The organism is Pseudomonas sp. A-1 (genome assembly GCF_004801855.1).
In the GTDB taxonomy this organism is placed as follows: Bacteria; Pseudomonadota; Gammaproteobacteria; order Pseudomonadales; family Pseudomonadaceae; genus Geopseudomonas.
Genome location: NZ_SSTC01000058.1, coordinates 15,093 through 27,172, shown reverse-complemented (window position 1 = coordinate 27,172; position 12,080 = coordinate 15,093). Strand labels below are relative to the sequence as shown.

Genomic DNA, 12,080 nt, shown 5'->3' with positions numbered 1-12,080 from the left:
GCAGCGGCCGGCGCGGGAGCGCTGTCGCTGGCCGCCAGCGGCGGCGTCTCCTGCTCTGTCGGCGCAGGTTCGCGGTCCGCTGCCGGGACGACGGCAAGCGGCGGGGCGGGGCGGTCCGCGGCCACCGGCGCGGTCGCTTCGCTGCGCTGCTCAATCTGCACCGGGGGCGCGGGGCGCGGCAGCTGCGGGACGGGCAGGCCGTGCTGTATGGCCACGGCCAGTCCGGCGAGCACGGCCACGGCGAGGGCCGTGGTCAGCGTCGGCGGCAGGCGTGCCGGCGGTCTGCCACCGGGCTCGCCCAGCACCTCGCGGGCGGCGCGCTTCAGGGTGGCGCTGTCCACGGCCTGCCGGCCCCTGACGTAGGCGCCGAGCAGGGCGCGGTCGCAGATCAGGTTGATCAGCCGCGGCGTGCCGCCGCTCAGGTGGTAGAGGCGTTGCAGCACGCGCGGCGGAAACAGGGCGGCGCGCGCGCCGGCCACCGCCAGGCGGTGCTGCACGTAGGTACTGACCTCCTGGCTCGACAGCGGCTCCAGGTGGTAGCGCGCGACTATGCGCTGGGCCAGCTGGCGCATCTGCGGCTGCGCCAGGCGCTCGCGCAGTTCCGGCTGGCCGAGCAGGATGATCTGCAGCAGCTTGCGCTGGCTGGTCTCCAGGTTGGTCAGCAGGCGCAGCAGCTCCAGCACGTCGTTGGACAGGTTCTGCGCCTCGTCGACGATCAGCACCGTCTTGCGCCCGCGGGCGTGGCTGGCCAGCAGGTGGGCATTGAGGCGGTCGACCAGCGCCTTGAGGCCGCGCAGGTTGGCGGGCAGCTCGATATGCAGTTCGTCGCACAGGGTGCGCAGCAGCTCCAGCACGTTCACCTTGGGATTGAAGATGAAGGCGATGTCGCAGTTTTCCGGCACCTGCTCCAGCAGGCAGCGGCACAGGGTGGTCTTGCCGGTGCCGACCTCGCCGGTGAGCAGCACGAAGCCGCCGTCGATGCGCAGGCCGTAGAGCAGATGGGCGAGTGCCTCGCGGTGCCGCGCGCTCATGAACAGATAGCGCGGGTCGGGCGAGATCGAGAAGGGCGTCTCGGTGAGGCCGAAATGCTGCTTGTACATGATGGCTTTCCGTGTCTGCTGCACGGCGCAGGGCGGCGCCGTCCCCCGCAGGTCTTCTTCCAGGGTTGAGCATAGTCCGCCTGGCACAGGGCGCGAGTCGGCCCGACCAGCAGTTTTTTGCTACTGGCGCATCAGGGGCGATGGACTACGCTCGAAATGGGGAAACAAAAAACAGGCGGGAAACGCCATGGAAACTCAAAGACCATCAACGGGGGATTCGTCTGGTTGCGTGCTGGCCTGCCTGCTGCGCAGGCCAGCGCTTTTCCGCGCCTTGGGTCTGGCCTGCGCGCTGCTGGCGGCGCCCCTGCAGGCGCCCCTGCAGGCGGCCGAAGAAGAGGACGAGATCCGTGGCTTCATCGTCGACAACAGCATTTCCCACATCGGCCACGAGTTCTACCGCTACTTCTCCGAGCGACTGCGCGACACCAGCCGGCTGGACTTCAACCTGGTGGTCAGGGAACGGCCTTCGGCGCGCTGGGGGAGCCTGGTATGGGTCGAGTACGAGGGCCGCACGCTGTACCGGCGCTTTCTGGCGCCGAACGTTTCCGAGGTGCAGCCGGTGGCCTACGAGGCTGCCGACCTGATCCAGGAAGCCGTCACGCGCCAGAAGCTGGAGAGCCTGCTGCAAGACACCTACGACTTGGACAAGGATGAGCTATGACCATGAAAAAACGCCCTCTCGCGGCCTGTCTCGGGCTCACCGGTGTCTGCTTGCTGGCGCCGGTGCAGGCCACCGAACTGGTCTACACCCCGGTCAACCCGGCCTTCGGCGGCAACCCGCTGAACGGCCCCTGGCTGCTGGCCAACGCCCAGGCGCAGAACGACCACAAGGACCCGGACCTGGGGGGCACGGGGACCGGCACCACGGCCCTGCAGCGCTTCACCAGCCAGCTGGAGTCGCGCCTGCTTTCGCAACTGCTCGCCAACATCGAGAACGGCAATACCGGCAGCCTGACCACCGACTCCTTCCTCATCGATATCGTGGATGTCGACGGCTCCCTGACGATCGTGATCACCGACCGGCTGACGGGGGAGGTCGCCGAGGTCATCGTCGACGGACTCTAGCCCATCAATCGACCGCCGCTGGCATAGAAGCAGGAAGCTCAGGACCATGAACAAGATCATCGCGATGGCAGTGCTGCTAGCCGCCGTGCAGGGGTGCGCCCTGCGCGAGCCGATGCCCGCCGAGAAGGAGCCGGAGATTCCGACCCTCACCCCGCGGGCTTCCACCTACTACGACCTGCTCGCCCTGCCGCGTCCCAAGGGGCGCCTGGTGGCCGCCGTGTACGGCTTCCGCGACCAGACCGGCCAGTACAAGCCGACCCCGGCCAGCTCCTTCTCCACCAGCGTGACCCAGGGCGGCGCCAGCATGCTGGTGGATGCGCTGCAGGCCAGCGGCTGGTTCGTGGTGCTGGAGCGCGAGGGCCTGCAGAACGTCCTCACCGAGCGCAAGATCATCCGCGCCTCGCAGAGCAAGCCGGACACCCCGGCCAACATCCAGGCCAACCTGCCTTCGCTGCAGGCGGCCAACATCCTGCTGGAGGGCGGCATAGTCGCCTACGACACCAACGTGCGCAGCGGTGGCGAGGGTGCCCGCTACCTGGGCATCGGCCTGTCCGCCGAGTACCGCGTGGACCAGGTGTCGGTCAACCTGCGGGCGGTGGACGTGCGCAGCGGCCAGGTGCTGGCCAACGTGATGACCAGCAAGACCATCTACTCGGTCAGCCGCAGCGCCGGGGTGTTCAAGTTCATCGAGTTCCAGGAGCTGCTCGAGGCCGAGGCCGGCTACACCACCAACGAGCCGGCGCAGCTGTGCGTGCTGTCGGCCATCGAGGCGGCGGTCGCCCACCTGGTGGCCCAGGGCATCGAGCGGCGCCTGTGGCAGGCCGCGGATGCCGGCACCTTCGAGAATACCTCGTTGCCCAAGTACATGACCCACGGGCAGGCCACCGCCGCCGCGCAGTAGCGCCCAGACGCCCATGGCCGGCCCGTGGGCTGCGGCTATTCGAGTCGCAGCTCGCGGGTTTCGGTAGGCTGCTCCAGTCCATCCACCCACCAGAGCAAGCGGCCTTCGATCCGGCTGGCGCCGGCCATCCGCACGCCATCGGCCAGCGGGCAGCGCGCCTCCTCGCCCGCTTCGAGCCGGCCCGCCTGGCGCGAGCGGCTGCGTCCCGCCGGCCCCTGGGCGAGCACCTCCAGTTCGTAGCGGACCTGCTGGCCCGTGCCGCGGAAGCACAGGTGCACCGCGGCTTGGCGGGGCGCCGGCTGGCGCAGTTCGAAGTCGACGGCGACGCTGCCGGTCGCGGCCAGCAGCAACCCGGTCAGGCTGAGAAGCGGCATGCGTGCCTACCTCCGCTGGACAGAAAAATGCCGCCCGCGAGGGGCGGCAGGCAAGGACGGCAGGCTCAGTTCTGGTTGACGTTGGCGACGTTGCCGGTGCCGAACTGGCTGACGTAGGCGGTGTGGCCGAAGTTCACCTGGTTCACGTAGGCCTCGTTGCCCGAGCCGCCCTGGGTGACGATGGCATAGTTGCCGCTGTCGCTCTGCACGATGCTGGCGAGGTTGTTGTCGCCGTACAGCTGGGCGACCTCGGCGACGTTGCCGCTGCCCGACTGATCCAGCTCGACCAGGTTGTCGGTGCCGCTGCTGGTGCCGCCGGCATAGTTGTAGCTGCCGCTCTGGTTGACCACCAGCATGTTGCCGCTGCCTTCCTGCTCGAAATACAGCTCGTTGTAGCTGTCGGTCTGGGCCACCGTGGCCTGGTTGCCGTTGCCGCGCTGGCTCAGGTCGAGGGTCTGGTCGCTGCCGTCCTGGCGCATGCTGATGACGTTGTCGCTGCCCTTCTGGCGCAGCGAGGCGTACTGGTAGCTGCCGTACTGGCCGCCGTTGTTCGGATCCAGCGAGGTGCCGGCATAGATCTGGTTGCCATTGCCGCGGGAGGAGGCGGTGAGGATGTGGTCGCTGCCTTCCTGGTAGACGTAGCCGAGGTTGCCGATGCCGCTCTGGAAGACTTCCGCGCGCATGCCGAGGGCGTCGTACTGCTCCACCTGCACGGCGTTCTCGTCGCCGAGCTGCACCACCGAGGCCTGGTTCCAGGCGCCGTCGGTCTGGTCGATCACCGCCTCGCTGAGGCTGCCGTCCTGGCGGATGGAGGCGTCGCTCTGGTACTGGTTCTCCTGCCAGGTTGTCGCGTAGTTGTTGTAGCCCTTCTGGTTGGTGCGCGCGTAGTTGTCCTCGCCGCCCATCTGCTCGACATAGGCATCGTTGCCTTCGCCGTACTGCTTCACCTCGATCTGGCTGGCCAGGGCGTTGCCGTCCTGCAGGGTCGCTGCCCGGTTCAGGTCGCCCTCCTGGCGGATGTGGGCGACGTTGTCCATGCCGCCGATCTGGTCGATATTGGCGGTGTTGCCGCCGACGGCATGGCCCTCCTGGTGGATGACCGCCTCGTTGTAGAGGGTGCCTTCCTGCCAGGTGTAGGCGCCGTTGTCCGGGCCGCGCTGCACCTGCCTGGAGAGGCTCTCCAGGGTGCCGAAGATCTGGCTGCTGGCGGCATCGTTGCCGGAGCCGTTCTGCTTCTGCTCGGTCAGGCTCATCCAGTCGCTGTCCTGCTCGATGAAGCCGGTGTTGGTGCTGCCCTTCTGCGTCTGGGTCGCGGTGCTGGTGGTGTAGCTCTGCCAGATGGCGGCGCCGTTGTGGCTGCCGTTCTGGCTCTGCTCGGCGGTGCTGTAGCTGGCCGAACTCTGCATCACGTCGGCGAGGTTGTAGTTGCCGCTCTGGCTCTGGCTGGACGTGCTGTCGTCGGCCATGGCCTGGACACTGATGACGGCCAGTACTGCTGCGGCGAGGGGTTTGAACTGGAACATGGTGTTGCCTCCTGGTATGCCTTTTGTTGACGCATGACGAGAGAGTCACCGACCTCAGCGGTACTGGTGGATCAGCACGCTCTGGTTGTTGCCGTATTGCGCGATGCTGCTGTGCAGCCCTGCTCCGGACTGCTCGATGCGAGCGGAGTTGTAGGCGCCGTTCTGCACGATGAGCGCCTGGTTGTCGGACCCGTTCTGCACGATGGCGGCGCGATTGCCCGTGCCCTGCTGACTGATCAGGGCGAACTGGTCCGTGCCTTGCTGGAGGATGAAGGCTTCCTGGGCGCTGCCGTCCTGAACGATCTGGCCCAGCAGGGATTGGCCGTTCTGGGTCAGCGTGGCCCGGTTGGCCTCGCCCTGCTGCCGCACCACGGCCTGTTGGCCGGGCGGCAGGAAAGCCGGAAGGTTGAACTGCTCGAACAGATCGGCATTGCCTGCCAGATCGAAGTTCTCCATCAGGTCTGCAGCCTGCACGGCCGTGCTGCCGAGGCAGAGGGCGAGCAGGGCCGCGAAGCAACGCCTGTCAAAGCGGGTAAGCGGTGGCATGGCAATATCCTTTCACCGTCCTTTCACCACCCGGACGTGACCATCTGTCCGGATTCGATGTCGTGTGGCTTCTCAGCCTCGAGAAGCCGAACCGGCCTCCCGACTCAGGCGCTTACCGGGCGACCTGAGGAGCGGGAGGCTGGTGCAGGGCTCAGCGGACCTGCAGCGGTACTGTCACCACCCGGCCGAAGGCCGAACGAACGGTGGCGGTGGGGTTGGCCGACGGCCCGGCCCCGGTGGTTTCCACCGACAACCGCCAGCGACCGGCGGCGGTCAGGGTGGCGGTGCCGAGGTTCAGCGGCCCGGCGGTGGTGGAGACGCTGACCGTGATGGTGTTGCCGTTGGCCCGCGAGGTCTGCCCACTCAGATCCCAGCGGAAGCGGTTGCCGGTGCGGCGGGTCACGGTGGCCGTCGCCACGGTCAGGTTCTCGGCCACGGCCGGCGGCGGGGTGACCGCCACGGTCACGGTCGCCGGAGTCGCCGAGACGGCGCCGAGCGAGTCGCGGGCCCGGTAGGTGAAGGTCGCGTTGAAGGCGGCGGTCACCGTGGCCGGCGGCGTGTAGGTCACCGTGGTGCCGTCGGTGCTGACGGTGCCTCCGCCGGTCACCGCGGAGAGGTTGACCACGCTGAGCGGCACGTTGCCTTCCGGGTCGGTGTCGTTGTTCAGCACGGCGATGGTCACCGGTGCCGTCGAGGCGGCGGCGGTGTCGTTGTTCGCCGTCGGCGCCCGGTTGGCCGCCACGGTGACGGTGACGGTGGCCGGAGTCGACTGGCCGCCACGGGCGTCCTGCACGCGGTAGGTGAAGGTTTCCACCAGCGGTGCGCCGTTGACCACGGTCGGCGGGGTGTAGACCACCGAGTTGCCGCTGCGCGTGATGCTGCCGCGCGCCGGGGCCGGCGCCAGGGCCGAAAGGTCGATCAAGGTGAGCGGCGTGTCGTTGTCGGGATCGCTGTCGTTGGCCAGCGGGTTGATGGTCACCGGCACCCCGGCGGTGGTGGAGGCCGAGTCGGCCACGGCCAGCGGCAGCTGGTTGGCGCCGACCACCGGAGCGCTGCCGACCACCGTCACCATTTCGGTGTCCGAGCCGCCGGCCGCCGACTTCACGGTGACGCTGGCCGGCGGCTGCTCGAGGTTGGTCACGGTCAGGGTCTGCAGGGTTCCCGACTTGCTCAGGCGGCCGTAGCCGTCCGCGGCCATGTCCGGCACCACCACTTCGTCGCTCGATCTGGCCTCGATGGTCAGGGTGCGGTTGGCCCAGGAGAAGCGGGCGGTGCCGATCTTCACCACGTCGGTGAGCCGGCTCGACAGCGCGGTCGGCCGGGTCGTGCCGTTAGGGGCGGTCGCGGTGACCACCAGGAAGGGCGGCAGCGCCTGCTGCGGCGGGTTGTTGGCGAAGAAGTAGCCGTTGTTGTTGCTGGTCAGGTTGAACAGGCACGGCGAGGGGGTGGTGCCGGGGACCAGCGCCAGGGTTTCGCGGTAGCAGACGTTGGTGCTGGCGTTGGCCGGCGGGGTCTTGGCGAACACCGAGATGCGGGTGCCGGCGCTGGTGCGGTTGTAGGTGCTGCGCTCGACCTCCACCTGGGTCGGCGCCCGCGTGTCGGCGACCTTGCCCGACAGGGTGAACAGGTTGGTCTGCAGCGTGCCCGCCGGGCCCTGGATGCGCACGAAGTTGACGCCGTTCAGGCCGCCGGTCACCTGCTCCGGCAGGTTGGGGTTGCCGATGAAGGTTTCGGTCTCGCCGGTTTCCGGGTTGGTGGCGGTGATCGGCCCGCCGACCCGGGTCAGGAAGGGGCCGACATCGCCGGTCATGGCGCCGGTGAACACGCCCGGAGCGCCGATGCCGATGTCGCGGGTCATGTTGATCGCCCGCCGACCGGGGGTGGTCACCACCACGGTGTCCACGCCATACGGGTGGGTGATGGTGTAGGTGCCGGCCACCGGCACCGAGGCGCGGATGCGGATGCGGCTGAAGCTCACCTGGTCGCCTTCCTGCGGCAGTTCCTGGCCGAAGGCTGCCTCGATGCCGGCGACGTAGGCATCCAGCGAGTAGCCGGCGACGGCGCCGGCAGGAATGGTGGTCTCGGCCAGGAACCAGAACAGTTCTGACGGCCAGTTGGCCGGGAAGATCAGCGGCTGGGTGTCGTCGAACACGCCCGGTTCGGGGATCAGCGTGCACAGGTAGTTGCCGGGACCGCCGAGCACCGCCTTGGAGCGGCACAGTTCCAGCTGGAGATCGTTGTTGTCCTGGTACCAGAGGGGAAATCCGCCGGTCGCCCCCGTGTAGGGGCCGGGGTCGACGGCCTTGAGTACCGCTTGCGCAGTGCCGGTCAAGGCGAACAGCCCCAGAGCGGTCACTGCTATTCCTAGCTGCTTGTTCATGATGCCTCCAGGCTCGAATTCGAGTGAGCTTGTCTCGGGTGTTGCTGCCTCAGGGGAGAATGACCACTTCTTCGGTGTCGCTGCCGCCGCTGGCCGAGGTCACGGTGACCTTGGCCGGCGGGATCGGCGAGATGCTGGCCGACAGCGACTTGACCACCCCCGCGCCACCCAGGGCGCCGATGGCTGCGCCGCTGCTGGTGGCCGTTGCGTTGAGGGAAGGCAGGACGGTTTCGTCGCTGGAGCGGGCCTCGATGACCAACTGGCCGGACGACAGGCTGTACTCGGCGCGGCTGATGGACACGTGGTCGACCAGCGGCGAAACCCTGGTGGTCGGCGTGCTGGTGGCGATGGCCACACTGTTGTCGGCGGTGATGCTGACGTTGGCGCCGGGGGTCGGGGTGCTGGTCGACTGGCCGTACCAGTTGCCGGTGGCGGTGGCTTCGCTCATCTCCACCGCGGGGGCGCCGGCGGTGTCGACGAAGCTGGCCTTGCCGGGCGGCGGCGGCGCCTGGACGAACACGTCCTGCTGCACCACGCTGCCGCTGCGGGCATAGGTGCTGCGGTTGACCAGCAGCGGGGTCGGCAGCTGCACGCTGGACAGCTTGCCGGAGACGGCGAACAGGTTGGTGCGCAGGTCGATGCCGTTCGGGCCCTGGATGCGTACGTAGTTGGTGCCGAACGGGCTGCCGGTGACCTCCTCTTCCAGGTTGGGGTCGCCGATGAAGGTTTCGCTGGCGCCGGTGTCCGGGTTGGTCTCGGTGTAGGGGCCGTTGACGCTGCGCAGGAAGGGGCCGATGTCGCCCTTCAGGGCGCCGGTGAACACGCCTGGAGCGCCGATGCCGATGTCGCGGGTCATGTTGATGGCGCGGGTGCCGGGGGCGTCGACGTTGAACACCTCGACCCCGTAGGGGTGGGTGACGATGTAGGTGCCGGCCACCGGCACATCCACGCGGATGCGGATGCGCGCGAAGCCGACCTGATCGCCGTCGATGGGCTCTTCGGCCGCGAATGCGGCTTCCAGGGCCGAGATGTAGCCGAGGTCGATACCGGTGGCGGCGTCCTGGATGAAGGCGTCGCCGGTGAACCAGAAGGTTTCGCCGGGGAAGTTGCCCGGCAGTACCAATGGCTGGCTGAGATCGAGCCCCGGCTCCGGGAGCAGCGAGCACATGTAGCTGGGCGCATCCGGTGTTCCTGCCACGCGGGAGCTGACCGCCTTGGACAGGCACAGGTCCAGAGCCCGACCGTGGGTGTCCTGGAACCAGGCTGGATAGCCGGCGGTAGCCGCGGTATAGGGACCGGGATCCACGGCATTCAGCGCCGCCTGGACAGAGCCGGCCAGTAGCCCGAGTCCGAGCAAGGCCGCCATTTTCGATGATGGTTTGTGCATGATTTTGCCCTTTCTTGCAGGTGGACGTCGTCTCGGGTTGTGCCGTGCTTGCGTCACGGATTTGCTGCTAAGCATGAATGGCAATATCCGTACCACCGTTCGCAGGCCCCGGCGAGATCGGAAAATTCATTGCAGAACAATGGCTTGCGGAAGATTTGTGGCGGCGCGGCAAGGCCCGGAAAGTGGGGGTCAGTCCCCACAAGTGGGGGATTTCCGGTGGGGAGTGGGGGGCGAGCTGCGCAATGCCGGGAGGCCTGCGGTGCGCCATGACGAACGACAGGTTCCACCGCCTGCACAAGCGGGCGGTGGAACCTTGGGTAACCGTGAGGGAAGGGGGTGCGACCTACTGGATGCTGGAGGCCAGTTCGAAGATCGGGATGTACATCAGGATCACGATGACGCCGATGATCAGGCCGATGAACACCATCAGCAGCGGCTCGAAGAGACGCACGAACCACTCGACCCAGCGGCCGGTTTCCTCATCGTAGAAATCGGCGGTGCGTTCCATCATCGCGCCGAGATTGCCGGACTGTTCGCCGGCGCGCAGCATGCGCAGGGAGACCGGGGTGGCGAGCTGGTTTTCCTCCAGCGCCTGGGACAGCGAGTGGCCTTCGCGGATGCGCTCGGCGGCGCGGTCGAGGCGCGCACGGCTGTTCACCCCGAGCAGGCCGCGGACCATGGCGATGGCGCCGAGGATCGGGATGCCGCCCTGCAGCAGGATGCCCAGCGAGCGGTAGAAGCGCGCCAGTTCGTAGATGAACAGGCGCTCATGGATGGTCGGCACCCGCTCGATCAGCCGGCCGAGGGCGCGGCGCACGGCGCCCTGGCGCAGCAGCAGGGCGGCGCCCAGCAGGCCCAGCGCCAGGCCGCCGAACACCGCGGCCTGGTGGGCATGCAGGAATTGCCCGACCGTCAGCAGCACGCGCGACAGCCACGGCAGTTCGGCGCCGACGCCCTCGAACACCAGGCTGAAGCGCGGCACCACGTAGCCGATCAGGAACAGCAGCACGCCGCAGCCGACCACGAACAGCAGCGCCGGATAGACCGCGGCGCTGACGATCTTCTGGCGCACCTCGTCCAGCCGCTTGCGGTAGGCCACGTAGCGGCCCAGTGCGTCGCCCACCGCGCCGGTCTTCTCGCTGGACTGCACCAGCGCCACGTAGAGCGCCGGGAACACCTCGGGAAACTGGCCGAGCGCCTGGGAGAACGACTTGCCCTCGTAGAGCAGGCGCACGACGTCGGACAGCACCTTGCGCGCCTGCGGGTCGGCTTCCTTCTCGGCCAGGCTCTCGAGGGCGTCGATCAGCGCCAGGCCGGCGCCCAGCAGGGTGGTCAGCTCCTGGCTGAACAGCACCAGCGGGAAGCCCTCGCGCGAGCGCCAGGGCAGCGCCGCCCAGCGCCGCTCGGCGCGCAGGGTCAGCACGCGCAGGCCCTGATGCTCGGCGAGGCGGCGGGCGTCGCCGGCGCTCGGCGCATCCAGCCGCAGCGACACCACCGCCGACTGCTTGTCCACTCCCTTGACCTGAAAGCGCATGGCGTTCGGCCCCGCTCACTGCCAGTTGGCGATTTCGGCGTTTTCCCCGTCGCCGCCGGGCTGGCCATCCTTGCCCATCGACAGCAGGTCGTATTCGCCGTTCTCCCCCGGCGAGCGGTACAGGTACTCGCGGCTCCAGGGGTCGAGGGGCACGCCCTTCTGCAGGTAGGGGCCATCCCACTTGGGCTCGTCGCTCGGGCGGGCGACCAGCGCCATCAGGCCCTGCTCGGAGGTCGGGTAGCGGCCGACGTCGAGGCGATACAGGTCGAGCGCCTTGGCCAGGCCCTCGATCTGCGCCCGGGCCACCTTCGCCTCCGACTTGCCCAGCTGGGAGAAGTATTTCGGCCCCACGATGCCGGCCAGCAGGCCCAGCACCACCAGGACGACCAGCAGTTCGAGCAGCGTGAAGCCGCGTCCGTGCCGTTGAACATGCAGGCGAGTGTTCATCGCTCCGATCTCCCTGTGCGGCGATTAGCTGTCAGCTAAGGTCAGGATCGGAGGAGCGTCAAACGCGACCCGCATCACGGGAGGCCGGCATGCCGCTTGCTTCGCCGAGAGGGTTTTCCTCCGGATCGGAACAGGCAGGAGGCGCGACGAACATGCGGCGACTGACGTGGATCTGTCTGGGCATCCTGGCTGCCCTTGCGGCGCTGCCGGTGCGGGCGGACATCTACCGGGGGGTGTCGGCGGACGGCACGGTGATCCTCACCAACGTCTACCGGCGCGGGCACAACTACGTGCGCATCCGCAGCACGCCGAAGCCGCCGCCGGCCAGGGCCAGGCCGGTCGCCGCCGCCCGCTCGTCGCAGGCTCAGGCCCTGTCCGGCAAGCTGCCCTACGCCGCGCAGGTCGCGGCGGCGGCGGCCGAGCACGAGTTGCCGGAGGCCCTGCTGCATGCGGTGATCCGTACCGAGTCGAACTACGATCCGCGGGCGATTTCCGGGCGCGGCGCCATCGGCCTGATGCAGCTGATGCCGGACACCGCCCGCGAGCTGGGGGTGGCCGACCCCTGGGACCCGGCCGCCAACATCCGCGGCGGGGCGCGCTATCTCAAGCGGCTGCTGGCGATGTTCGACAACGACCTGCAGCTCGCCCTGGCCGCCTACAACGCCGGTCCCGGCGCGGTGCTCAGCCGCGGCCGCACCATTCCTCCCTATGCCGAGACCCGCAGCTACGTGCCCAGGGTCATCGAGCACTTCAACCGGCTGCAGGCGAGCGGGCGCTAGACGCCCGCGCGGCTGCCCCTGTCCCGCCCCCTGCGATTTGCCCC

12 protein-coding genes are annotated in these 12,080 nt (G+C 68.5%); 4 read left to right on the top strand and 8 right to left on the bottom strand.

Going from position 1 to position 12,080, the window contains the following annotated elements; translation table 11 throughout:
• Positions 1-1,100: ExeA family protein (locus tag E5198_RS13990; protein WP_136490610.1), on the bottom strand; the 1,100-nt coding region annotated here is incomplete at its 3' end.
• Between the two features lie 229 nt (positions 1,101-1,329).
• Here E5198_RS13990 and csgE point away from each other — a divergent pair.
• The 3 genes from csgE to E5198_RS13975 are packed head-to-tail and all read left to right on the top strand — an operon-like array spanning position 1,330 to position 3,066.
• Positions 1,330-1,761: a curli production assembly/transport protein CsgE gene (gene csgE / locus E5198_RS13985; protein WP_372239889.1), complete on the top strand. Its 432-nt coding sequence runs from the start codon at positions 1,330-1,332 to the stop codon at positions 1,759-1,761.
• A gap of 2 nt (positions 1,762-1,763) precedes the next feature.
• The gene (locus E5198_RS13980; protein ID WP_136490608.1) at positions 1,764-2,165 is read left to right on the top strand and encodes a curli assembly protein CsgF; all 402 of its coding nucleotides are present in this window, start codon (positions 1,764-1,766) and stop codon (positions 2,163-2,165) included.
• A gap of 46 nt (positions 2,166-2,211) precedes the next feature.
• A complete protein-coding gene (locus E5198_RS13975) occupies positions 2,212-3,066 on the top strand; it encodes a CsgG/HfaB family protein (protein WP_136490607.1) in 855 nt (284 codons plus the stop codon).
• Positions 3,067-3,101: 35 nt separating this feature from the next.
• Here the strand turns inward: E5198_RS13975 and E5198_RS13970 are convergent, their stop codons facing one another.
• The 7 genes from E5198_RS13970 to gspG all read right to left on the bottom strand — a co-directional run bounded on the left by E5198_RS13970 (position 3,102) and on the right by gspG (position 11,257).
• Positions 3,102-3,440, bottom strand: coding sequence for a hypothetical protein (locus tag E5198_RS13970; protein WP_136490606.1), 339 nt, complete (start codon positions 3,438-3,440; stop codon positions 3,102-3,104).
• 65 nt (positions 3,441-3,505) lie between these two features.
• Positions 3,506-4,963, bottom strand: a complete 1,458-nt coding sequence (locus E5198_RS13965) for a curlin (RefSeq protein ID WP_136490605.1) — start codon at positions 4,961-4,963, stop codon at positions 3,506-3,508.
• A gap of 54 nt (positions 4,964-5,017) precedes the next feature.
• Positions 5,018-5,509, bottom strand: coding sequence for a curlin (locus E5198_RS13960; RefSeq protein WP_136490604.1), 492 nt, complete (start codon positions 5,507-5,509; stop codon positions 5,018-5,020).
• A 151-nt stretch (positions 5,510-5,660) separates the two neighbouring features.
• The gene (locus E5198_RS13955) at positions 5,661-7,889 is read right to left on the bottom strand and encodes an Ig-like domain-containing protein (RefSeq protein WP_136490603.1); all 2,229 of its coding nucleotides are present in this window, start codon (positions 7,887-7,889) and stop codon (positions 5,661-5,663) included.
• A 49-nt stretch (positions 7,890-7,938) separates the two neighbouring features.
• Positions 7,939-9,276 (bottom strand): hypothetical protein, encoded by a 1,338-nt coding sequence (locus E5198_RS13950; protein ID WP_136490602.1) that lies wholly within the window; start codon positions 9,274-9,276, stop codon positions 7,939-7,941.
• A gap of 343 nt (positions 9,277-9,619) precedes the next feature.
• Positions 9,620-10,810: a type II secretion system F family protein gene (locus E5198_RS13945; RefSeq protein ID WP_136490601.1), complete on the bottom strand. Its 1,191-nt coding sequence runs from the start codon at positions 10,808-10,810 to the stop codon at positions 9,620-9,622.
• Positions 10,811-10,825: 15 nt separating this feature from the next.
• Positions 10,826-11,257, bottom strand: a complete 432-nt coding sequence (gspG, locus tag E5198_RS13940) for a type II secretion system major pseudopilin GspG (protein WP_136490600.1) — start codon at positions 11,255-11,257, stop codon at positions 10,826-10,828.
• Positions 11,258-11,409: 152 nt separating this feature from the next.
• Here gspG and E5198_RS13935 point away from each other — a divergent pair, with 152 nt between their 5' ends.
• Positions 11,410-12,036 (top strand): lytic transglycosylase domain-containing protein, encoded by a 627-nt coding sequence (locus E5198_RS13935; RefSeq protein ID WP_136490599.1) that lies wholly within the window; start codon positions 11,410-11,412, stop codon positions 12,034-12,036.
• Positions 12,037-12,080: the final 44 nt, after the last annotated feature.